Here is a 23927-nt window from a genome sequence, read left to right as displayed (position 1 = left end):
GGAACGACCATCATGAGACCTCTCGGCCCCGCCGACCCCGATCACATCGGTCCCCATCGCGTACTCGCCGTCCTCGGCGCGGGCGGCATGGGCAAGGTGTACCTGGCCCGCACTCCGCGACAACAGTTGACCGCGATCAAGGTCATCCACCGCGACCTGGTCGAGGACCCCTCCTTCCTGAGCCGATTCGGCCGTGAGGTCCGTACCGCTCAAATGGTCCGGGGCCCCTTCACCCCGGCGATCCTGGCCGCCGACCTCGAGGCGTCCACCCCGTGGATGGCCACCGAGTACGTCCCCGGCCCCACACTGAGCGAGGCCGTCCGTGCCAACGGCCCCTTCCCCGAGGAGTCACTGAGGGTCCTCACACTGGGGCTGGCCCGGGCCCTCCAGGCCATCCACACGGCCGGGCTGATGCACCGGGACCTCAAACCGGGGAACGTCCTGATCTCCCCTCGCGGCCCCCAGGTGATCGACTTCGGAATCGCCCGAGCCGTCGAGGGAACCGTCCTCACCAAGACCGGTGAGGCCTTCGGCACCCCCGCCTACACCTCGCCCGAGGCGATCCTGGGACAGACCCAGAGCCCGGCGAGCGACGTGTTCTCCCTCGCCGGGGTGGTGGTCTTCGCCGCCACGGGCGAGCCCCCGTTCGGCCGAGGCCGCGCCGCCGAGGTCCTGACCAGGGTCGCCGGTGGGGAGCCCCGCCTCGAAGGGGTTCCCGCGAGTCTGCGCCCGCTTTTGGACCGATGCCTCGCCAAGGCCCCCGAGGAGCGCCCCACATCCGACCAGATCGTCCACGAACTCTCCACGGGCCCCCTGCCCTCCGCCGAACACGGCTGGTTGCCCGCACAGGTGGGCCAGGAGATCGACCATCACCGGCGGGAACTCCAACGTGTGGCCACTACGGACGAGCCCCCGAGGCTCCAGGCGTTGTCCACCACCCACGGCCGGCGCCGTACCGCTCTCATCATTGGCGCGGCGGCCGCCGCCCTGGTCCTGACCACGGGCACGGGGATCGCCCTGCTCCGCCCATGGGAGACCGAGGAAGCCGTGGGTCAGGCCTCGGAGGAGCCCGAGGAGGGCGATGTCTCCCCCGGTGCGTTCGACTCTTCGGGACCCGCCTTCACCGACACTGTGCAGGGAACCTACTTCGGAGCGGACGGAGACCTTCTCTACGTGCACTCCGAAGACCGGCTCACCCCATGGGACTGGCGTGAAGGGGAACCTCAACAGGCCTTCGAGTCACCGATGAGCGCCGTCGACGTCAAGGGGGATCGCGTCGCCGGCGGCCACGAGGGCCTCCTCACCATCTGGGACCTCGAACAGAACGAGATCGCCTCCTATACACCCGAAGACCCGGATCGAAGCTCCTACATCGATGGAGTCTCCATCGCTTCGGATCAACCCGTCGCGCTCTTCACAGAACGTGGTTCGGAGGGTGATACGACGCTCCGTCTCTGGAATTGGGAGACCGATGAGGGGTGGGAGGAGAAGGTCCCCGGACAAGTGGCGGCAATGAGCTTGAGTCCGGACGCCGCACATCTCGCAGTAGCCCTCCCCTCCTACGACGATTCCCACGCCCGTGTGGAAGTGCGGGAGACCGACGGACTGGAGCAGGTGCACGAAGTCGTCCATGACGATCCGGGGGCTGAGGAATCCCTCAGCGTGAACAACCTGGAGATAGCGTTCTCCCCCAGCGGAGACCTGATCGCGATCAGCTCCGGACACTTCGAGACCACCACCGTCCACGACCTGGTACAGGACGAACCCGTGGCCGAGTTCGAGTCGTCCTACTCCTCGGAGGGGCTGGAGTTCACCCACGACGAGTCCCGTCTCCTCCTCGGGGTCTCCCCGAACCAGGCCCTTCGATCCGGCGGATACCAGTGGGATCTGGAAACCGGTGAGGAGCTCACCTCCAGCACCACGCTGATCTACGAGAACCCCACCGCGCACCCGGCCGGGGAGACCATCGTGATCACCGACAACACTCCCCGCTCTCCCGCCCTGATCTTCCTCGACCCCGAGACCCTCCAGAACACCCACGAAATCCGCTGAGCCGAAACACCCAACAAGAGTCTCCTAACCCGCCCTCAGGAAGGGTAATTTTCAACCGAAAGAAGAGACAGGAAAGGGCAAAAATCGACCTCCCAGTTTTCAAAAAGAACATCTGAAAATTCACAAAAGAAAACGATAAAATTCCTTACTCCAAGGCTTCGTTCAGGCTTTCCTCCAGCCTCCCGAACATCAGATCCGGACTCGCGCCCCACTGACCCAGGTGCTCCATGAGCTCACCATCGATGAGCAGGCTCTCGTCAAGATCCTCGAGGGCGACCGGAGCCTCCGCATCGTCGACCAGCGCTCGTGCGGCGGCCAGGTACAGGCGGCCACGCCCCTCCCGGGGCAGAGGATCAAAGAGAACGATCTCCTTCGGAGCGGCCTCCGCGTCCTGGAGCGGTGCCTCCAAATGAGAGGACAGCTCCGGGCCGTGGGAGCATCGGCGCTCTTCGGATTCGAGACCCGGCCCTGTTCGGTGTCCACCAGGAGAAGCCGTTCTCCGGCGAAAGGTCCGATGTCGTCCCGGTGCTGGACCAGGAGAACGTCGCCGCCGGGTGAGAGCGCCGTGGCCACGACCTCCCCGGGAAGGTCGTGCCGCCAGACCCGCCGTACCGGATCCACCCCGTAGGAGATCACCGTCTCCGCGAAGACCACGACGACCCCGCGACGGGAGACCGACGCGTCCTGGACCAGGCCGTGGCCCTCCTTTTCGGCATGAGAAAGGACCGTGTCCAGATCCTCCCGGGTCCAAGCGGGCCGGGCGAAACTGAACACGGATGCACTGAGCCTCGGCCCGACGGAGTGGAGCGCCCTCTCCGGGGCCCGTCAGCGATCGAGGTCCTCCCACGGTGAGCCCTGCTCGGCCACCACCTCGGTGAGCAGCTCGTGCAGCCGCGCGCTCTGGAGATCCACGCCGGTGTCCCACCCCTGGAGGGTGTCGGGCAGAGCTCCGTCGACCATGAGCCCCGCCTCTTCGAGGTCCTCCGGATCGATCGTCCCCTGCTCCAGGAAAAGCCCGGCGACCTCCAGGGCGAACCGGTTCTGGGCGTCCTGAGGGTCCTCGATCAGGAGAAGACGGGCCGGCGCTCGGTCGTCCCCCACTCGAGGAGGCAGGTAGTCGGCCTCGCCCAAAGCATCATCGAGGTCCAGATAGCCCTCCGCCCACTCTCCGCCCAACAACCGTTCCACCGGATCGTCGACGCCGCCCGGGATCGTCGTGGGGGTGAGAGCGAGCAACTCGGGCGTCTCGGTGCCGGGCCAGGAACGGCTCTCCAACACCGTGCCGGTGTCGGCGGACAACTCCACCGACCGCACCTCGTCCCCGCAGACGCCCACCACGGTCACCCGTGCCCCCACGGCCGCGACCTCGGTGTTCTCGCACCCCTGGTCGTGGCTCCACAGTTCCCGGTCCTCGTCCAGCGACCTGGCCTCGACCCGTCCGTCGTCGGAGAGCACGACCCTGGCCTCGGCCGTCAGTACGGACACCACGCCCTGAGGGGCCTCCGCGGTCCAGTGCGCGTCGATGACCTTCCCGGTGTCGGCTTCGAGCACGAGCCATCGCGTGCGACCGGACAGCAAGGCCGAACCTTCGTAAGCCACCACCACCCGTTCCCTGTCCGCGGTCACCCCGGCGGCCGTCGCCCCGCCCAGGTCGTGTCGGCTCCACACCTCGACGACGGGGGCGGTGCCGAACAGGGCGACCGCCTCGTCGAAGACCGCCAGCACACCGTTGTTCGTGGTCGAGAGCTCCCGCACCGGCCCGCGGGGATCGTCCTCCAGGAGTTCGACCACCTGGTCCGCCTCGTCCAGGATCAGCCACTCAGGGGCCTCATGGTCCGACGACGCGAACTTCCCGGCCAGGTAGGCCGGCAACACCCCCATGGAGACCCCGAGAAGCAACAGAAGAGAAGAGACAAGGAAAATAATCTTCTTCAATTTAACCCCAAAGAAGAATATAAAAATCAGTCACGGAGTCCCCTTGGGTTGTAATTATTCACATAAGCATCCATGAAATCATCAACATCCTGCTGGGACCCGCCAGAACTTTCGACATAGCCCTCGCGAAGAATCGCCAGCAAACGACTCGCCTGCATATCCGAGCCGGTATCCCACTCAGCCGGAGTGACGGGGAGCCTGGAGTCTCCGCCACCCCCAGGAACCAACAATCCTTCATCCTGGAGCTTTTCGACATCAACTATACCCCTTTCCAGGAAAACGTGAGCCATGTCAAGAACAACTTGATTCTCTGCAGCTTGGGGCTCTTTTTTGACAAAGTCAAAAAGATCATCCCTGTCACTTCTTTTTTCATCTTCCGGCCTGTCATCATTTCTCCTCATCTCCTCATCCCAAGCAGAATAAACATCTGGAATATCTTGCTTTATGCCCTCCTTTACAAAATCTTCATAAGGCGCCTTCATCAATTCAAGAAGAGCATCAGCCCCAATCGAAGCAGCTGGACCACCCGCACCAGCAGCACCAGAAACTACAGCAGAGAAAACTCCATAGCCTGTTTCAAATTTTCGCTGCGCAGCGTCTCGCGCCTCTTCTACACTATCAACTCTTGACTCGTAATCATCGATAATCGCTTCCGTTACAATCTCCCTCAAGCTACCTGCCGTGGCCCCGCCACCTCTGTAGTCCACCCCCCCTTCATCAATCACCTGATTAAGAATCCTCCGCTCTTGAACTTCAGTTATACCAATAGCCTTAGGAGAAACGTCTTCATTGGATACAATCAAGTGAAGGAAGTCTCTTTTTAGAGAGTCCGGGAGCACCAAAGCATTATCCCCGATTTCATGAAAAAGAGGATCACCTCCGGCCTCAGTAAGCTCTCGATATCCTATGTCATCTCCATCATAAGTAATCGAAAAATCATCAATATAGGAAAGGTACATATCAGCAAAACTATCCGCTAGATGCGTATTAACCTCCCCAACCGTTGCATTTTCATTTCCATCCACCTCGATACCAGTGTTTTGGAATGGATTATCATTCCCCCCGCCAGACATTATCTCAATTAGAGAAAATGCCGCATCCCCAGCCATGAGCTTCTCTTCTTCACTCCCCCCATCGTTCCACTCGTGAATCCAATCAACCACCCCCGTCACCGAGGACTCTCCCTCTTCGCTCTCCCACTTATGCGAAAAAAGCTCCCCCAAGAGCTCTTCATTATTCGTCCCAGTTCTCCCTGAGCCATAGTTGAAATAGCCAGGATGATCGTAAGAATCCCCGTTAGGATAACTTCCGGTAATTATCGCATAATTGGCATCTTCATTCTCAGAGGCAATTCTGAGAATCCTGGCCATGACATCTTCGTCATCAGCACCATCAAGATTTGCAGCTACAGTACCTATTGCCGTGGCAGAGAACACATCGCCACCGACCAACGGCTCACCCGGACCGTTTTCAGTGGCGGTTCTCGCCATGTGAGACTCACTCGCGAACTCAAGGTATCGAGTGAGAATTCCAAAATCTTCTTCCCAGTTTGACCCCCATTCTCCAGTACCTGGACCATAGATTTCAGGACCGGAGATCAAGTGCCTTACCGACTGCGGAAGATCGCTGAATCCACCCCCCTTGCTCTCATCAGAGGTAACCATGATCGAAGTGCCCAGGGCATTCATCAAGTCCCTCTTCTCACCATAGGAAAGAAAATTGTTCTCCGAAATCTGTCGCATGATATTGACATAATCGCCATGGATCCCGGAAGGATTACCTCCTGAGCCTTCAAGGCTTCCGTTGAATTCTTCTAGAACTTCTCGCTCTCGATCGGTCATCGTTTCTTCGCGAAGTGCAAGCGAGGACATAAAAGCAGCCAGAAGAGCAGCGTTTCTCGCACGCTCACCTGTCGGATCTGGGGCCCCTTCTGCGGCCTCTCTAGCCGCCTCTGAAAACTCCCTTCCACTCATCCCTTCAGGCAGGGAAAAATAGATAACATTTCCTGTTACCACCCACCCCAGACCGCCTGGAACATCTCCCAGGTATCCATTTTCTGTTAGAGTTCTTACATTCTCTGGAGTGGGTCCTTCGCTGAGCATATCCGAGGCCTGCCCAGCTGCTCCTTTCAGCGTCTCCCACTCTCCATCGGCAAGATCTTTGTACTCATCAGATAGATCTTGCTTTTCTTTATCTGTCTCAGCCGCAGAAATCTCGGTATCGAGCTCCGATTCCAGCGTTTCAATACGATCCTCGTAATGCTCGACGGCTGCGATATACAGGTTTAGAACACCAACAGCATGAAAACTCGCAGAGAGTGCACAATTCCATGCTGTTCTGTTCTCTTCAGCAACTCCGAGCAGATCGTCCGCGATCAACTCTGAAAAATTTCCCGCAGTTGTGTTTACTACAGCATTATAGTTATCTGCGCGGCCACATATATTTGCATAGATCTCGTCGAAAGCCTCGACCTGAGACTGCATCGCAGACACAGAGGCATCACACGTCTTGTACCTCAAAGGGTATTCTGAATTAGACACAACAACCCCCGATCAATCTATTTCCTGATAGCATTAAAGAGAGAAACTACCTGCCATTAACGATCGCTTCATCAAGAATAGGAGAGCTGGAGTTTCCCCTGTAATCCTCCGCGCTCTGGCCGTCCACCGAACTGCTTTCCGAGGCAGAGGATTGGATATTTCCAGCAATAATATCAGCCTGTTCTTTCACCTCTTCCATAAAATCTTCGAAATTACTTCCCAGGGAGCTCCAACCGGACACCTCAGGATTACTTCCGACAGCCGTTTCCGCTGCACTGATCGCATCAGCCCAGTCAACTGGAAGATCACCCAACCTTACAGCGGCAGCCTCAGCCTCCGCCCCTCCCGCATAAGCTTCGGGAGCATTAACTCCAAATCCCGACACTAAATCTCCCTTGAATTTAAATGTTTCCTTCATGAAAACCCTGGACTATCACTTCAGAAGTACTCAAGGTTTACGAAAGTCTAAAAACAAATCTCGACAATTTCCATCGCCGAATGAATTAACGACTGGTCGAATTTTCAAATATCATGCGATTCCAGCTTTGGCTGCCACAAAATCAAACAGGCCCATCGACCAGGCGAAGGCCACGCAAATAGCAACCACCACGATGATCTCGACCCAGTTGAGGAGACGGCGCAATGATGCCCTGGGAACATCGGTCAACCGAACTCCACTGATCACAGCGAGTGTCATACCGAGCAGAAGTATCCCAAGCGGAAGCCACGAACTAAACACCGGATACTGGCCGACTGTGGCCAAGCCTGTGGCACCCACGCCTAGAACGCCCGGGATACGTAGGGGCAGCACATGACGAATGCGGTCGAACAGCCGCGATCGCAGCAGGAGCAACCCGGAAAGCAGTCCACAGAGCAGTAGGTCGGGGTGGCCTTCCCTTAGGTAGGCAAGCAGGATCAGGATCGTTCCCGCGCTGACCCCCGTACCGATCATGAGTCCTTGCAGCAAACGATCACTGCTGACGTAGGTTCCCTCGAAGCGCTCCGTCGCGACCTGCCCTGATCGACTCACCTCGTAATCGAGCCCTGACAGGCCGCCCATCACCATCGCGGTTCGCGGCAGTACTCCGACACACATGGCCAAGGTCAGAGCCATCGCCCTCAGTCCTTGAACAGGATCGGTGAAGATGCCCACCGTCACAAGGATCGCGGCGGCCAAGGCCATCATGCTGAGACCGGCTATGTAGGCCAGACCGATCTCATGTATCGCCCAACCGGCCAAAGCCACCAGAAGAGCACCGAACAAAGCGAAGGCCGTCATGACGAGAGGTCCGGCCTCGATGAACAGTCCGGCGGTCTTCACCAGGGCGACCGCACCCCAGACACATGCGGTGATCAACAGCACGTGAGCGATGGCCATCAACGGCCTACGAACCGCATAAACCATGATCGCCAAGGTGAACACGGTTCCGAGTAGGGCCACCCCCATGTGCCCGATCGATGGGCTCAACCACATCATCAGCCCCAGAACCAGCAAAGGTCCCACAGCTGCTGTGACCAGACCGAAAGCGAGCGTGACCGTCGAGTTCCAGATCCAGGCCGTCTCATCGACCTGGTCCTCCACAGCGCCCCGTACATCGTCGACATACCGGGAGCGCTCCGGAGCGACCTGTCGGTTCAGAAGTAATACGTCCCCGTCGTAGACCCCCGCGGTCTCCAAGGGCTCGTCCAACGGAACCGGATCGCCATCAGCAGTGGTCAACGACCATGTACCCGGTTCGAGACTCTCATCTTCGGGGCAACAGACCTCGATGATCCGGGGCATCAGGGTCGCCACGGGGACCGTCCCAGGGAGGGCCAGGTCAGCCCACTTGTGCGGACCTGTGACCGTGACCCGGCAGTATCCACTCACACCAGGGTTCCTTTGTTATCGACTTGAGCGGATGTGGCCGCTCAAGTGCGGGATGAAGATCGATTGCGCGATTCGCGATATTCGCGAGATCATCCTTAGCGTAGTCATCCAGATAACTGGCCCCGAGGTAGACTGAAAAGAGAGCATCGTGGCGACGCGACCGGTTCCCCGACCAGCTCGCAGCACTCCCCCATCACCTGATGACAAGCCCCTGGTCTTCGCCACTCCTCCGCAGATGCCGGAGGACGCGCCGGCGGGAAGCTCCGGAGCGATGATCGTCATGCCCATCATCACCGGGTCGGGATCGTTGTTGATGTCGATCACCATGGGGCATCGCCCCCTGATGGCGGTCGCGGGCGTGATGATCATGGGGGCCAGCGTGATCATCGGCATCATCATGTTCGTCAACCAGCACAACGGGCCCCGCAAGCGCATCCGTGAACAGCGGGAACGCTATGTCGACTACCTTGATCAGCTACGCGAGATCATCAGGGACGTCGCGTCTGTACAACGAGTGGACAACACTTTTCGCCATCCGGATCCCGCGCTCCTGCTCGAGCCTTGTAGATCACGTGCTCGTAGATGGGAGCGCCGTTCCACAGATCCCGACTTTCTCGCTCTGCGCGCCGGTTCGGGGACTCGCCCACTGGCTCGGCAACTGAAGCTCAAAGTAGACACTTCGAACCCACTGATCGTCTACGACCCCGTCTGCCTTGGTGCCGCGGAACAGCTGATCGACCTGTACGCGAACGTACCCGAGATGCCATTGGTTCTTCCCCTACGGGATATCGGAGTGACATCGATTCTGAGTGATCCCGCCTCTGGCAGAGCGTTGGCCCGTTCATTGATCGCCCAGATGAGTACGTTCCACTCACCGCAGGATCTACGCATCGGTGTGGTCAGGGACGATAAGACGCGTGCCGAGTGGGAGTGGCTCAAGTGGCTGCCTCACAACACCTTCGACGGGGCCAAGGACGGCCCCTTCTCAGCACGGTTCGTCGCCAGGAACAGTATGCAGATGGCCGAACTCCTCGCTGAAGAGATCGAGAGCCGAACAGTCGACCTCCAAAGGCGCCGAGGCGAGGCACCCGGCCCCGGCACCCAGCGGCTGGTGATCATTTTGGATGGAGAGCATCAGTCCACCCTGTCCGGTCTCCAGGCGGAACCTCCTGTCCCGTCCCTAGCCTCTCTCGGTATCCATGTGATCGCCTTGGTTCGGGAGCGCCGCCAGGAACCGGAGGCGGTCGACCTCCGGTTGGCCATCGACGCCGATGGGAATCTGACCGAGGATCTCGAGAGCACGAGGACACAGAGGACCGAGGCGCAGAATCCGCTGAAGGGACGAGCAGACCGGTCCAGTGTCGCCCAGCTGACCACTTTGTCCCGTACTTTGGCCCCTTATGGGGTCTCCACCGCCGACAGTGACGATTCCATGCACTTGACCGTGGGGCTTCCTGAGATCCTGGGCGTACCGGACGTGGCCCAGTTGGACACCCGAAAGACGTGGAAACCACGGAGCACCGGAGATTACCTCAGGGTTCCCATCGGCGTGGGCCCACACGGAAACGTCGTTCTCCTAGACCTGAAGGAGTCGGCCTTCGGTGGGATGGGACCGCACGGGCTGGTGGTCGGTGCGACCGGATCGGGTAAGTCAGAGATGCTCAGGACCATGGTGGCGTCACTGGTGATCAACCATGACCCGAACCATCTGGCCCTGCTTTTGGTGGATTTCAAGGGTGGAGCCACCTTCGCGGACACCGATCGCCTTCCGCACAGTGCTGGTCTGATCACCAACCTGGCCGATGACGACTCCCTCGTCATGAGGTTCCGCGAGGCGACCTTCGGTGAGTTGACTCGAAGGCAGCAGGTGCTCAAGGAGGCGGGGAACCTCCCCAACCTGCACGCCTACGAAGCAGCCAGAGAAAAGAACCCCGATCTAGAGCCTCTACCTCATCTACTGATCATCATCGATGAGTTCTCCGAACTGCTCACCGCCCACCCCGATTTCGCTGAACTTTTTCTCGCTATCGGTAGAATCGGGAGATCGATCGGTGTGCACCTGTTGTTGGCCACGCAACGTCTAGAAGCTGGAAAGATCCGAGGACTCGACTCTCATCTTTCGTACCGAGTCGGTCTACGCACCTTCTCCGAGGCCGAGAGCCGGGAGGCCATCGGTGTGGGAGACGCCTATCACCTTCCCCCTGAACCAGGTTCCGGTTACCTGAAGGTGGACACGTCCGTGTTCGAGCGCTTCAAAGCCGCGATGGTGTCCCAACCATATGTCTCTCCTGATGAGAGTGAAGACAAAGACGAAGGTGAACAGCCGCTGCCTTTGCTTTCCTTCAATGGCCTTGACAAGGCCATGGGTAAGGACACAGGATCGATCCTGGCCTCACTGGTCGAAGCCGCAGCAGAAAAGTCGACCAAAGAAAGCAAAAAAGAGCAGGAGAGTCGGACGACCCTCCAGGTCGCCATCGATCGGATCGTGGCTTCAGGGGTGGCCCGGGTCCGTCCTGTATGGCTCCCCCCACTGCCAGAAGTACTTACCTTGGACAAGGTTCTCGAACATCTGGGTTCAGAAGAAGAATCAGAAGGGGCAGGCATCGAGCCGGAGCCGGACGATATGCGTGCGATCGTCGGTCTCACTGATCACCCGCGAGAGCAGAAAGTCGTTCCCACAGAACTTGACTTTACCGGTGGAGAAGGAAACCTCATCCTCTTGGGTGGACCTCAGTCTGGAAAATCCACCCTACTCCGCACATTGATCGCGAGCCTCTCTTGGCGTTACCCCCCAGGCAGGGTAGCTGTCTATGCCATCGACTTTGGAGGCGGATCGCTCCAAGCCATGGAAGGGCTCCCTCAGGTAGCCGGTGTGGCAGGACGCTCCGATCCTGAACGTGTCCAGCGTGTACTCAAGGATGTACAAACACAGCTGGAATATCGGCAGAGATCGTTTCGAAATTACAAAATCGACTCTCCTGCGGCTCTCCGAAAAGCGAGATCAGAAAAAACCGTCCCGTCCAGCATTATCGGTGATGTTTTTCTTCTGATCGACGGCTGGTCCGCCGTCCGCGAGTTCTTTGAAGACGCTGATGGAATCGTCATGGATATCGCAACCAGAGGCCCTTCCCTCGGCGTCCATACAATCCTTACAGGCGCTTCGAACTCTCAGGTCAGAGCGCGCCTCCAATCACTCTTCGGAGGGAGACTCGAGCTTCGACTAAGCGATTCAATGGACTCCGGAATCGGTCGAAAAATAGCCGACACGCTCCCCAAGGACCTTCCTGGGCGCGGAGTCATTCCAGACGAAAACCATCTACAGATCGCTCTACCCAGGGTGGATGGAGAAGCCGACAAGGACACCATTTCCGATGGTATCCATAATTTGATAAAACGAGTGGAGGAACGCTGGCCCCAGCAGGCGGTCCAAGGGGTCAAGACTCTACCCGAAAAAATCGATCTCGAACACCTGATCAAAAACCATCGATTTTCCAAGCGGAAAAACGAACTGGTACTTGGGGTCGCAGAGAACACCCTGCTTCCGACCAAATCAAATCTATCCAGAGATCCACATCTCCTCATCTTCGGAGACCCACAGAGCGGAAAGAGTTCCTTCCTGCGAAGTGCGATGAAACAAATAATTCAACGCCCTTCAAAGGAGATAGGAATCGTCCTGGTCGATTTCAGGAGAAGTCACCTGGAACTTGTCCCCAAAGAGTACCTACTCGCTTATTGCACGAACTCTGAACAGACACAGAACGTCGCGAACGAGCTCTCGGGGTCTCTCAAGGAACGCCTACCCGGGCCCGAGGTGACCCCACGCCAACTTCGCCAGCGCAGCTGGTGGAAGGGCTTGGACCTCTATGTCGTGGTCGATGATCTGGACATGCTCGGAAGCCGGGGGAGCCCCCTGTCCGCCCTCGCTCCCTACATTCCGCAAGGAGCAGACCTGGGCCTCCATATCATTGCTGCTCGCCGAACAGGTGGTGCGGGTCGTGCGCTGTTCGATCCCGTCCTTCAAGCGATGAACGACATGGCCACGCCCGGGCTTCTGTTCTCTGGTGACCGCCGGGAGGGACGCCTCTCCAACGGCGTGGCCTCCCGAGAGCTACCTCCGGGGCGGGCTCAGCTCGCGATTCGTGGCAAGCCTCCTGAGTTGGTGCAGACGGGCTGGAGTTCACCGCCTGAATAACATAAGGTTAAATTTCCATATACACCCGAACCAAAGCAGCCGAACTCACATCAGACTCAGATGATCTAGAAGATCTGAGATCCACAAATAATCCCAACAATCAAACACGAGAAAGGAAGGTTGAAAATCATGTCTGAACACATAACCCTCGCAGAGAGTAACAGTATTGGAAAGGGTGGGCAGAATCTCTCTGAAGAGGCTGATGCCATGTACCATCAGGTCTCTCTGCTGATCGCCGACATGGAGGGAATCCCTCGCGCTATGGTCGGCCAGACCGGGACCTCTTTCGAAGGAACCGCCGGAAAGCTGCAAGAGCGATTCTTCGAGCTCATGGAATGGTGTTCCACCAATGGAGTAAAGCTGGGCGAGAGCCAGGACATGGTCAACACCACCGAAGTGAACAGTAGCGAGCTTTTCGATAAGGCCAACAACAGCGTCAGCTCACTGGCTCGCAGCGTCAACGGCTAGGAACCAATCGAAAACGACAGAAGGAAAAAATGAGATCACAATTCGAACTCGCCTACGATCGAGGCGAGCATGCGAATGTTCAGGACGACCAGCACAGCCATTACAACCAGTTCATGGAACTGATGCTTCAAATCGACCAGGCCGCCAGAAACACACTGGGAGACTGGGGTGGCGAGTCCGCAGAGTCCTTCAGTGCCGAAGCAGGAGAATTCGAAGGGCACTTCAACGATGTTCTGAACGCTTTCACAGAGGTCATCTCGACGACCGAAGAGGTAGGCGAGAACTTCAACGCCATGCTGGTAAAGCTCGGAACCCAATTCCAGTAGAATAAGTAAAATGTCCTCGACCACCGCCACACCGCAGACCTCGTCTGCCGAAGCCGACCCCCAGCTCCCAGAGGCGTTCCACTACACGCCCAACGAGGAGAAGTACGTCCTCCAGGCGGACGCCCTCCGGCATCGGCAGTTGAGGTCGGCGCTCCTCTACGGTTCCAGTCGCTACTGGCGCCGGCGTCAGCGAGTGTGGCCGGCGGTGATCGGCGGTCTGATCCTCACCGCCTTGATCTGCGGGGTCATCGCTTTGATCGGAGCATTCGACCGGCAGCAGGAAATCAACGAACAACGTGGGTTCGGGCAGTTCCGACAGCAGTCGGCCCCGGTCCCCGTCATCGAAGCCCCCCTGCTGCCGGATCGACTCTGACACTCTGGATCGTCGGAAACCCACACCTCTCCACCACGAACAGGGGGTCGATCTCTCGTGTCCGACTCCGCGCCCGGCCCTTCCTGGGCCCCCGGGTACGACACCTCGGACGTCCTGAAGCAGGGACGTCGTGCCGTGATCGTGCGCGCGACCCGCGCCACCAGCGGCGCCGACGTCGTGCTCAAGGTGCTGGCCGCCGACGCGGGGCGCAACGAGCTCGACCGTCTGCGCACGCTCGGCGGGGTCTCCGGTGTCGTTCCGCTGTTGGACGCGGGGACGACCACCGCGGGCGACATGTTCGTGGTCCTGCCCCACTACCCCGATGGTTCCTTCGCCGACATGCTCTCCCGGGTGGGCCCCGCGCCGATCCAGGAGGCGGCGGCGGTCGCCAGGAGCATCTCTGTGGCGCTGGGGGCCATGCACGCCCGAGGGTTGACGCACAACGACGTCACCCCGGGCAACGTCCTGCGGGCCGGTCGGACCCCGGTGCTGACCGGGTTCGGTTTCGTGATGCCCGTGGGGCAGGCCTTCTCGCCGCCGGAGGCCTCGGAGGAGGTGTTCCTGCACTCGTCCCCGGAGGCTCTGCGGGGCGAGGCACGGACGCCGGCGTCCGACGTCTATCAGCTCGCCTCGACGATCTGGACGATGTTGACGGGGCAGCCGCCCTTCTCGTCCACCGACGGCGGACCCTTCGATCCGCACGCCTACGCGAACCGGGTGTTGGGCGAGGCACCTCGTCCGATCGGTCGCCAGGACGTCTCGCGGAAGCTGCGCGGGGTCCTGACCCGTGCGCTGGCCAAGCGTCCGGAGGAACGTTACGCGAACGCGGCGGAGTTCAGCGCCGCCTTCGAGCAGGCCCGCACCTCGCGACCGGCCACCACCATGTCCGGGTCGAACACCCCGGTCACCGGAGGGAACGTCCCTCTGTCGGGCCCGAACGAGCCCGTGCGGGATCCGTCCGGTGGCCACCCTCCCCTGTCGGGACCGAACGCGACGCTCTCGGGACCGAACACCCCCCTGTCCGGTCCGAACACGGCGTTCTCCGGACCCAACCCTCCCCTCTCCGGCCCGAACGCCTCTCTGAACCATCCGACCGGAGGACATGGTCCGCAGGGTGGCGCCACCGGAGGCCACGCGGCCTTCTCCGGGCCCCATCCGTCCCTGTCCGGGTCGACCGGGCCGAACGCCCCGATCACCGGAGGGAACGCCTCCTTCGGCCCGGGAACCGGTGCGTCCGCCACCGGTGGGCACGCCCCGTTCTCCGGTCCGAACCCGGCCTTCGGCGGCCCCGAGGCTCCGTCCTTCGGAGAGCACCGGGGCCCGGCGGAGCCCGTGCACCAGGAGCGTCCTCAAGAGCCCGCGAGCGGACCTCAGAGGCCCTTCCAGGCCCCCGAGCGCCCCGCAGCACCACCGCCCGTCGAGGAGCCGCCAGCCGGATCCTGGTTCCCGCCCGACCCCCCGAAGCCCGAAGAGCGGAGCCTGCGCTCCGAGACCCCGGCCCGCCTCCAGACCTCCACGAGTCTCCGTTTCCCGAACCGTCCGCTCCCCACCCCGGAGGAGCGTGAGCGGCACGGGGCCGTACCCGAGCGAGAGTCGCCCAACACCACGGCCGAGATCGCGATGGCGCGTCTTCGAGGCGAGGAGATCTCCCCGCGTGTGGCCTGGGCCCGCTTGGAGGGCTGGACCGGTGGCGCCGAGGACTCCCGGCTGCCGGTGGACGAGGTCGTGGAGGAGAAGCGGGAGGGGACGGACCCCGTCTGGGACGCCCCCGACCCGGCCTCCGGAAGACAACCGCGTTGGCGGGAACACCTGCACATCGCGGTGACGGTCTGCGGCATCCTCCTGGTCACCTCGGTGGCCAGCGCGTTCGCGGCGACCTCCTCTTCCGGACCTGTGGTCGCGGCGGCGGCGGAGGACGAGGAGACGGAGACCGCCGAAGGGGCCGAGGGCGAGGAGGCCGAGGCCCCCGCGGTCACGGCCGAGCCCTCGCCGCTCCCGTCGGTGGATCCGCCCACCGACGTCGCGTTGGACGACACGCTCAGCGGGGTCACCCTCACCTGGACCGACCGCACCGGTGGCACGGGGTCGTACTTCGTGCTCGGCGGGCAGCAGGGGCACGATCTGATGACCCTGGCCAGAACCGGTCCCGGCGCGGTGACGGCGCAGGTGAGCACCGAGAACACGGTCGCCGAGTACTGCTTCGTCGTGGTGGCGGTCGAGGGTGGGTCGGCACCCGCCGACGAGGTGTGCACCTCGCGCGCGGCCGAACGCGCCGAGGCCGAGCGTCGGGCCGAGGAGGAGGCCGCCGCCGAGGCGGAGGAAGAGGAAGCGGAGGAGGAAGAGGAGGAGGACGCCCAGCCGTCGGACGCACCCTCTCCGAGCAGCGAAGACTGAGTTCGGCCCCGCTCCGGTGACGTCCGCCGGATAACGTGAGGAACCGGGAGAACCGTCGCATGACATCGGTGATCCCATGTCTCGGACAGGTTCCTCAGCCCCCTCTCCCCCGAAAGGCGACCCCATGCGGCGTTCCCTCGCTCTGGCCTCGGCCGTGTGTCTGCTCGCCGTGACCGCGTGTGATTCCTCCTCCGACTCCTCGGACGGCACCCCCGGCACGGTCGAGGAGCTCACCGAGGACGGGCTGGTCGGCCTGGCCCTGCTGCATCGAGGGTTCGAGGGCGGTGACCCGGAGACCGACCAGGTCCTGGTCTTCCACGACCCGGAGAGCGGCGCTCCGCTCCAGCGGATCGAGCTGCCCGACGGCGCGGTGGACCCGATGTCGCCCGACGTGCCCGTGTACGGACAGTTCTCGGAGGACTGGCAGTACTTCGCCTTCGCCACCCGTGAGCCCAACGCCGTGCACCTGGCGGTCCTGACCGATCCGGACGAGGCGGAGGACGACGAGGTGGAGGGGTTCTCCTACCAGCCGGTCGAGACGATCGCCTCCTCTCAGGGTGGGCTCGTGTCACGGCCGATGATCCACGGGGAGCGCCTCTGGTACGTCCTCGGCAACGGCGACGGCCAGCCGCCGCAGGTCATGTCGGTCCCCTTGGAGGCGCCCAACGGCACCCCCAACCAGGAGGGGAGTCTGGCGTTGGGCGAGGGGAACCGTCCCAGCGACTGGGCCCTCACACCCGATGGGTCCCTGCACATCCGTAACAGCGTGCCGACCCAGCAGTTGACCGGCGGCGAGGGTTCGGCGGTGGTCAGGGCGACCAACGGCACCGTCGTCAACGCCACCCTGACGACCAATGGCGAGCAGTGGCAGACCTTCGACGGCACCGAGGTGTGGGGCGGCGGCGACGCGCTGCTGCGTCCCGACGGCAACGGTGAGGCGCCCGACGGGCTGTACCTGTTGTCGACGGAGGGGCAGGGCTACACCGCGACCCGCCTGTTGGAGGACGAGCCCGGACCGGTCGTGCAGTACGCGCCGGCCGAGGAGCGTGACGCGGTCCTGCTCCAGACCGAGAACGCCTGGTTCCGGGTGGACCTGAGGGAGGAGGGCGCGGTCGAGGCCGAGGAGGTCTTCCCGCTCTATCAGGACGCCTCCATGGAGGGGTGGCCCCTGGTCGTGCGCTGGGCCCAGAACCCTCCGGGCGATCCGAGCGCCGAGCCCTCGGATCCCTCCGAGGACTGATCGGGGCCGTTTCCGGCCATCGGACACACCGGTGTCCTCCTTTCCCCACGCTCGCGGGAAACGGTTATAGCGTGAAATTCCATGGCCCATGCCCGGAGAGGACCCGGATCATGTCGAAGCAGGACCGTCCGCGCGGAACGATGGCCGCTCTGGACCGGCTGATCGAGAGCACCCGTGCGCTGGGAAGGGCGACGACGGTCTTCGGTGATCCGGTCACGTCCGGCGCGACCACCGTGGTGCCGGTGGCGCGGATCAGCGCGCTGACCCTGATGGGCGGCGGCACGGGACGGTTCGTCGTCTCGAACGGAGACGGCGCCGGCGGTACCGGCCTGGTGCGGGCCCGGCCTTCGGGGTTCCTGGTGGTCTCGCCCGAGGGCGCCGCCTACCGGTCGATCCGGCAGCCGGTCACGAGGCTGGTCCTGCCGTTGGCGGCGATCGGCGCCCTGACCGCGGCCCGGATCGTCGGGGTCTCCCTGCGTGAGGCGCGTCGGCGCAAAGCCCTGGAATCCGCCCATCGGGAGTCGGAATCGTGCTGCGGATCACCGGAGATGTGACCTGGGCCGTACCGTCGCGAAACGGCCTCCTGTAGCGTTACCGGGCTCGTGAGGCACGGTCGTACGGAGGTCGCCTCTTGTCCGGGGTCATCGTCGGTTTCGGGGTCATCGCCAGCATCGTGGCCATCGGGTACATGCTGGGCCGGCTCTCCCTCCTCGGGCCGGGCGCCCGGGAGGTCCTCAGTCGGCTGGCGTTCTACGTGGCCAGCCCGGCTCTGTTGTTCACGATCCTGGCGCGGACGGACCTGTCGATCCTGCTCTCGCCGCCGGTCCTGGTGAGCGTGTTGAGCGTGGTGGTCGTGGCCCTGGCCTTCCTCGTGGTGGGCGTGATCCGCAGGTGGGGTGTCGGCCGCACCACGGTGGGCGTCCTGGGCTCCTCCTACGTCAACGCGGGCAACCTCGGTATCCCGATCGCCTCCTACGTGCTCGGCGACGCCTCCCTGGTGGCGCCGATCCTGCTGTTCCAGCTGTTGGTCCTGGCGCCCGTCTCGTTGACCGTCCTGGACCTGAACAACGGGAACGTGCGCGGGGTGTGGCCGGTGTTCCGCCGTTCCCTGGGCACCCCTGTGCGCAACCCGGTGGTGATCGCCTCCCTGGCCGGGGTGGCGGTGTCGGCTTCGGGGTGGGTGCCGCCGGAACCGTTGATGGAACCCTTCGACCTGGTCGGCGGCATGGCGGTGCCGGCGATGCTGTTGGCCTTCGGGATCTCGCTGCACGGAAGCGCCATGCCCGGCAAGGGCGGCCCCGAGCAGGTCCCGGTCCTGTTGGCCGTCGCCTTGAAGTCGGTGGTCCAGCCGCTGGTCGCCTGGGTCCTGGGGGCTCTGGTGTTCGGTATGGAGGGCGCCGCCCTGTTCTCCGTGGTGGTCCTGGCCGCCCTGCCCACGGCGCAGAACGTGTTCAACTACGCCACCCAGTACCGGACGGGCGAGGTGCTGACACGAGAGGTGGTCCTGTTGACCACGCTGCTGACCGTCCCGGTCCTGTTCGCCGTCACCTTCCTGCTCGGCTGATCCGGCCCCTGAACGGAAGGCGGGCCCACGCGGCGTCGGTCGGCTCCGGGATCCGTCGATAAAAACGTCGGCCAAAGGTTGGTCATGGTCCGGTTGCGGGAATACCGACTTCGAGGGCCCGCCCCCACCCCCTTGGGGGACGGGCCCTTCCAACGTGGAAGGGGCCGGCACGTCGCGACGTGCCGGCCCCTCGTCCGTGGCTCTGGGGAAGACTATCCCCAGGCCAGAGCGGTCAGCTCCGGGTCCTCCAGCGCGGTGCCGATGTCACGCAGCACCTTGGACCCCAGCTCGCCGTCGACCAGTCGGTGGTCGAAGGACAACGACAGGGTCGTCACCTTGCGGATCTTCAGCTCGCCCTTGTGCACCCAGGGCATGTCGCGGATCTGGCCGAAGGCCAGGATGGCCGCCTCGCCCGGGTTGATGATCGGGGTACCGGCGTCCACCCCGAACACACCGACGTTGGTGATCGTGATGGTGCCCCCGGACATGTCGGCCGGGCCGGTCTTGCCCGCCCGGGCCGTCTCGGTGAGCCGTTTCAGGGACGCCGCCAGTTCCGGCAGGGTCTGGGATTCGGCGTCCTTGATGTTGGGCACCACCAGGCCTCGCTCGGTGGCCGCCGCGATCCCCAGGTTCACGTAGTTCTTGACCACGATCTCCTGGTTCTCCTCGTCCCAGGAGGCGTTGATCCCCGGGTGGCGGCGGATCGCCATGAGCAGCGCCTTGGCCACCAGGAGCAGCGGCGACACCTTGACGTCTGCGAAGTCCGGGCGCTCGCGCAGGCGGGCGACGGCCTTCATCGTCCGGGTGACGTCCACCTGGAGGAACTCGGTCACGTGCGGGGCGGTGAACGCGCTGTTCACCATGGCGGCCGCGGTGTGCTTGCGCACGCCCTTGATGGGGATCCGCTGTTCCCGAGCGCTCCGGTCCGTCTCGACCGGGGTCTCCGGGGCCGGGGCGGCCTCCGGGGCGGCCTCCGGCGCGCGGACGGCCTCGACCGCCGCGTGGACGTCGTCGCGGGTGATGATCCCGTCCTTGCCGGTGGGCGAGACCGTCGCCAGGTCGATCCCCAGGTCCTTGGCGAGCTTGCGCACCGGCGGCTTGGCCAGCGGACGTCCCTCGCTCCGGACCGGGGCCGCGGGAGCCGCGGGTTCCGGCGTGGTGGGGGCCGGAGCCGGTCGGGGCGCGGGCGCCGCCGGGGTCGGGGCCGTGGCGGCGGGTCGGCGACGAGGACGGCGCTGCGTCGAGGCCGCCTTCTCCCCATAGCCGACCAGCGGCTTCTCCCGTTCCTCGGTCTCGGCGCCCGTGTCGGCCTCGGCGGTCCCACCGCCGGAACCGCCGGTGCCGTCGTCCACGGTGATGATGACCGTGCCGACCTCCACCGTCTCGCCTTCGGCGGCGAACAGCTCCTTGACGGTGCCCGAATACGGGCAGGGCAGCTCGACGACGGCCTTGGCGGTCTCGATCTCACAGATCATCTGACCGTCCTTGACCTCGTCACCCGGCTTGACGTACCAGGTGAGGAGTTCGGCCTCGATCAGCCCTTCGCCGACGTCGGGCAGTTTGAACGCGTGCACGCCGTCGACCGCGGGCGTGCTCTTCTGAATCGCCATGTCTTGCGGTTTCCCCGATCTAGTACGCGAACGCCCGGTCGACCCCGTCAAGGACGCGGTCCAGGTCCGGCAGGTAGTACTCCTCCAGCCTGGACTGCGGGTAGGGGGTGTCGAACGCGGCCACGCGGATGACCGGCGACTCCAGGTGGTAGAAGCACTCCTCGGTGACCCGGGCGGCGATCTCCGCGCCGGGTCCTCCGGTGAGGGTGGCCTCGTGGGCGATCACCAGACGGCCGGTGCGCTTGACCGACGCGTTGATGGTGTCGTAGTCGACGGGCGAGAGCGAGCGCACGTCGATGACCTCGATGGAGTGGTCGGTGTCGGCCTCGGCCGCCTGGAGGGCGGTCTTGACCATCGGCCCGTAGGCCAGCAGCGTGCAGTCGGTGCCGGAACGCGCGATCCGGGCCGAGTTCAGGGGGGTGACCTCCTGGAGGGAGGCCTCGGTGTCGACCTCGGCCTTCTCGTAGTAGCGCCGCTTGGGCTCCAGGAAGATGACCGGGTCGTCGGACCGGATGGCCTGCTGGATCATCCAGTAGGCGTCCTCGGGGTTGGCGACGCTGACCACGCGCAGACCGGCGGTGTGCTGGAAGTACGCCTCGGGCGACTCGCTGTGGTGCTCGACCGCGCCGATGCCGCCGCCGTAGGGGATGCGCATGACGAGGGGCATGCTCAGCTTGCCCGCCGAGCGGCGACGCATCTTGGCCAGCTGGGTGAAGGTCTGGTTGGCGGCCGGGAAGAAGAAACCGTCGAACTGGATCTCCACCACGGGGCGGTAGCCGCGCAGCGCCATGCCGATGGCGGTGCCGACGATGCCGGATTCGGCCAGCGGGGTGTCGATGACGCGGTCCGCGCCGAAGTCCTTGTGCAGGCCGTCGGTGACCCGGAAGACACCGCCGAGCCGTCCGACGTCCTCGCCCATGACCAGGACCTTGGGGTCGTGCTCCATGGCGGCGCGCAGGCCGGCGTTGATGGCCTTGCCGATCGTGAGGTTGGTTCCCATGGCCTAGCGGCCCCCTTCCGCGCCGGCGTCCTCGAAGGAGGCCAGGTAGTCGGCGAACTCGGACCGCTGTCGGTCGATGTGGACGTTGGGTTCGGCGTAGACCTCGTGGAAGATGTCCAGAGGCTCGGGGTCGGGCATCGAGCGGCACTCGGTGCGGACCCGCTCACCGACCTTGTCGGCCTCCTCGTCGATCGCCGTGAAGAAGGCCTCGTCGGCCAGACCGTTGAGTTCGAGGTAGCGGCGCACCCGCAGGATCGGGTCCTTGGCCTTCCACTCGTCGAGTTCGGCCGCGTCCCGGTAGCGCGTGGGGTCGTCGTTGGTGGTGTGCGCGCCCATCCGGTAGGTGAACGCCTCCACCAGGGTGGGGCCGTTGCCGCTGCGGGCGTTGTCCAGCGCGGCGCGGGTGACCGCGAGGCAGGCGAGGACGTCGTTGCCGTCCACGCGTACGCCGGGGAAGCCGAAGCCGGCGGCGCGTCGGTAGATCGGCACGCGGGCCTGGCGCTCCAGGGGCTCGGAGATGGCCCACTGGTTGTTCTGGCAGAAGAAGACCACCGGAGCGTTGTTCACCGAGGCGAAGTTGAACGCCTCGTTGGTGTCGCCCTGGCTGGTGGCCCCGTCGCCGAAGTAGGAGATGACGGCGGTGCCGTCCTCGCCGACGGCGCCGTCGCGCTGGACGCCCATGGCGTAGCCGGTGGCGTGCAGCGTCTGGCTGCCGATGACGATCGTGTACAGGTGGAAGCCCTGCTCGTGCGGGTCCCAACCGCCGTTGGTGACCCCGCGGAACATGCCGAGGAGTTCCTTGGGCTCGATCCCGCGGCACCAGGCGACGCCGTGTTCACGGTAGGAGGGGAAGGCCATGTCCTTGTCACGTAGAGCGCGGCCGGAGCCGATCTGCGCGGCCTCCTGGCCCAGAAGCGAGGCCCACAGGCCCAGCTCGCCCTGACGCTGGAGGGAGACGGCCTCGCTGTCGACCCTGCGGACCAGCACCAGGTCACGGTAGAGGGCGCGGATCTCCTCCGCGCTGATGTCCAGGGGGTAGTCGGGGTGCTCCTTGAGCTCCCCTTCCGGTGTCAGGAGCTGGATGAGCTCCGGTTCCTCGTGCGCGGCGGTGTCCGACACGTCGCTCCTCGGGTTCTCGGGGCCGACTTCGCGTGGGTGAACGCTGATCGACCGTTTAACGGTCCACGCGCACCCGGGGTGTCGGATGGGCGCGGACAGTCCTCCCCATATCGTGACAGAACTCACTATGGAGAGCGCAAGCCCCCAGCGACACCTTTTACGCTGCGCGAGCCATGTTCTCTCATCGCCGGCCAGGCCGATTATCAGGGCTTCCTAGCATTTACAAGGACTTCCAACAACTTTGTGACAACGTGGCCGCGCCCTGCCCCAGCTCTACCACGTGAACACCCTCGGACCTCCGGGATTCGGGGTGAGAGGACCTCGAGCCTCCCCCGATCCCGACGCATCCGCCGTTCCGGACGGGAACCTCCTCGAAGGGCCGGATCCCACTCGCATGTGCACGATCTTTACCGAGAACGGGCAGATCAGAGCTTGATAGGCAAGTGAAAACTTGCCTATAGTGGCGACGTGGACGACGAGATCTTCAAGGCCCTCGCCGATCCCACACGCCGGAGCATCCTCGACGAGCTCACCGAGCGGTCCGGACAGACCCTGTTCGAGATCTGCTCGCGCCTGAACATGAGACACGGGCTCACCATGTCCCGCCAGGCCGTCTCGCAGCACCTCGCGGTGCTGGAGAAGGCCGGGCTGGTCGAGATCCGGCGAGAGGGACGCTACCGATTCCACGACCTGGACCCCGAGCCGTTGCGACACCTCGTCGAACGGTGGACCGGTCCCCGTACACGGGAGAACGACACATGAGGATCGACCTGACCAGCGTCTTCGTCGACGACCAGGCCAAGGCGCTGGACTTCTACACCGACGTGCTGGGCTTCGAGAAGAAGAACGACGTCCCCGTGGGGGACGCCCGGTGGCTGACCGTGGTCTCGCCCGAGGCCCCCGAGGGGCCCGAACTGCTGCTGGAGCCCTCCGGCCACCCGGCCGTGGGTCCGTACAAGGAGGCCCTGGTCGCGGACGGGATCCCCGCCGCCGCCTTCTCCGTCGACGACGTGCACGCCGAGTACGAACGCCTGCGCGCTCACGGGGTGCGGTTCACCCAGCCGCCGATCGACGCGGGCTCGGTCACCACGGCCGTCCTGGACGACACCTGCGGCAACCTCATCCAGATCATGCGAGTGGCCTGACCGGTCGAGGTGTCGGCTCGGATCGGCGCATGACATCCGTCATCACCGGTCCGATGAGGAACACGGAGACGACCGGTTACGCGCGCCACTACTCGCGGT

Annotated in this window: 19 protein-coding genes; 11 read left to right on the top strand and 8 right to left on the bottom strand. The window is 63.4% G+C overall.

Annotated elements, in window-relative coordinates; genetic code table 11:
* Window positions 1-12 precede the first annotated feature (12 nt).
* The gene (locus D451_RS0100595; protein WP_017533045.1) at window positions 13-2052 is read left to right on the top strand and encodes a WD40 repeat domain-containing serine/threonine protein kinase; all 2040 of its coding nucleotides are present in this window, start codon (window positions 13-15) and stop codon (window positions 2050-2052) included.
* A 145-nt stretch (window positions 2053-2197) separates the two neighbouring features.
* Here D451_RS0100595 and D451_RS0100590 read toward each other — a convergent pair whose 3' ends face one another.
* The 5 genes from D451_RS0100590 to eccD form a co-directional block, all read right to left on the bottom strand.
* Window positions 2198-2461, bottom strand: coding sequence for a hypothetical protein (locus D451_RS0100590; protein ID WP_017533044.1), 264 nt, complete (start codon window positions 2459-2461; stop codon window positions 2198-2200).
* 416 nt (window positions 2462-2877) lie between these two features.
* Window positions 2878-3951, bottom strand: coding sequence for a PQQ-binding-like beta-propeller repeat protein (locus tag D451_RS0100585; RefSeq protein WP_017533043.1), 1074 nt, complete (start codon window positions 3949-3951; stop codon window positions 2878-2880).
* 62 nt (window positions 3952-4013) lie between these two features.
* Complete coding sequence (locus D451_RS27720; RefSeq protein WP_357226997.1) at window positions 4014-6470, bottom strand: TPR repeat region-containing protein; 2457 nt, start codon at window positions 6468-6470, stop codon at window positions 4014-4016.
* 103 nt (window positions 6471-6573) lie between these two features.
* Entirely contained in the window at window positions 6574-6945 is a 372-nt protein-coding gene (locus D451_RS27715) for a hypothetical protein (protein WP_152472743.1), read from the bottom strand.
* A 111-nt stretch (window positions 6946-7056) separates the two neighbouring features.
* On the bottom strand, window positions 7057-8397 hold the full coding sequence (gene eccD, locus D451_RS0100580) for a type VII secretion integral membrane protein EccD (RefSeq protein WP_026124713.1): 1341 nt from the start codon (window positions 8395-8397) through the stop codon (window positions 7057-7059).
* A gap of 271 nt (window positions 8398-8668) precedes the next feature.
* On the opposite strand from eccD, the gene eccCa reads away from it, so the two are divergent.
* The 8 genes from eccCa to D451_RS0100530 all read left to right on the top strand — a co-directional run bounded on the left by eccCa (window position 8669) and on the right by D451_RS0100530 (window position 18954).
* Window positions 8669-12589, top strand: coding sequence for a type VII secretion protein EccCa (eccCa, locus tag D451_RS27115; RefSeq protein WP_241463268.1), 3921 nt, complete (start codon window positions 8669-8671; stop codon window positions 12587-12589).
* Between the two features lie 129 nt (window positions 12590-12718).
* Window positions 12719-13057, top strand: a complete 339-nt coding sequence (locus tag D451_RS0100560; protein WP_026124711.1) for a hypothetical protein — start codon at window positions 12719-12721, stop codon at window positions 13055-13057.
* Between the two features lie 29 nt (window positions 13058-13086).
* The gene (locus D451_RS0100555) at window positions 13087-13383 is read left to right on the top strand and encodes a hypothetical protein (RefSeq protein ID WP_017533039.1); all 297 of its coding nucleotides are present in this window, start codon (window positions 13087-13089) and stop codon (window positions 13381-13383) included.
* 10 nt (window positions 13384-13393) lie between these two features.
* On the top strand, window positions 13394-13756 hold the full coding sequence (locus D451_RS0100550; RefSeq protein ID WP_017533038.1) for a hypothetical protein: 363 nt from the start codon (window positions 13394-13396) through the stop codon (window positions 13754-13756).
* A 57-nt stretch (window positions 13757-13813) separates the two neighbouring features.
* Entirely contained in the window at window positions 13814-16150 is a 2337-nt protein-coding gene (locus tag D451_RS0100545) for a serine/threonine protein kinase (protein WP_026124710.1), read from the top strand.
* A gap of 124 nt (window positions 16151-16274) precedes the next feature.
* Complete coding sequence (locus D451_RS0100540; protein ID WP_017533037.1) at window positions 16275-17390, top strand: hypothetical protein; 1116 nt, start codon at window positions 16275-16277, stop codon at window positions 17388-17390.
* A gap of 110 nt (window positions 17391-17500) precedes the next feature.
* Window positions 17501-17944, top strand: coding sequence for a GerW family sporulation protein (locus D451_RS0100535; protein ID WP_017533036.1), 444 nt, complete (start codon window positions 17501-17503; stop codon window positions 17942-17944).
* 77 nt (window positions 17945-18021) lie between these two features.
* Window positions 18022-18954 carry an AEC family transporter gene (locus tag D451_RS0100530; protein WP_017533035.1) on the top strand — a complete coding sequence of 311 codons (933 nt, stop codon included), beginning with the start codon at window positions 18022-18024 and terminating at the stop codon, window positions 18952-18954.
* 212 nt (window positions 18955-19166) lie between these two features.
* On the opposite strand, the gene D451_RS0100525 is transcribed toward D451_RS0100530, so the two are convergent.
* From D451_RS0100525 to pdhA, 3 genes are read right to left on the bottom strand one after another with little or no spacing between them, the layout of a single operon-like run.
* On the bottom strand, window positions 19167-20564 hold the full coding sequence (locus D451_RS0100525) for a dihydrolipoamide acetyltransferase family protein (protein ID WP_017533034.1): 1398 nt from the start codon (window positions 20562-20564) through the stop codon (window positions 19167-19169).
* A 19-nt stretch (window positions 20565-20583) separates the two neighbouring features.
* On the bottom strand, window positions 20584-21564 hold the full coding sequence (locus D451_RS0100520) for an alpha-ketoacid dehydrogenase subunit beta (protein WP_014909586.1): 981 nt from the start codon (window positions 21562-21564) through the stop codon (window positions 20584-20586).
* A 3-nt stretch (window positions 21565-21567) separates the two neighbouring features.
* Window positions 21568-22683, bottom strand: coding sequence for a pyruvate dehydrogenase (acetyl-transferring) E1 component subunit alpha (gene pdhA, locus D451_RS0100515; protein ID WP_017533033.1), 1116 nt, complete (start codon window positions 22681-22683; stop codon window positions 21568-21570).
* Window positions 22684-23151: 468 nt separating this feature from the next.
* On the opposite strand from pdhA, the gene D451_RS0100510 reads away from it, so the two are divergent.
* Both D451_RS0100510 and D451_RS0100505 read left to right on the top strand, forming a co-directional pair.
* Entirely contained in the window at window positions 23152-23445 is a 294-nt protein-coding gene (locus D451_RS0100510) for an ArsR/SmtB family transcription factor (RefSeq protein ID WP_017533032.1), read from the top strand.
* Window positions 23442-23828 (top strand): VOC family protein, encoded by a 387-nt coding sequence (locus D451_RS0100505; protein ID WP_017533031.1) that lies wholly within the window; start codon window positions 23442-23444, stop codon window positions 23826-23828. The genes D451_RS0100510 and D451_RS0100505 overlap by 4 nt, the downstream gene beginning before the upstream one ends.
* Window positions 23829-23927: the final 99 nt, after the last annotated feature.

This window comes from Nocardiopsis alba DSM 43377 (assembly GCF_000341225.1).
Lineage (GTDB): Bacteria > Actinomycetota > Actinomycetes > Streptosporangiales > Streptosporangiaceae > Nocardiopsis > Nocardiopsis alba.
This window is presented reverse-complemented; position numbering and strand designations above follow the sequence as displayed.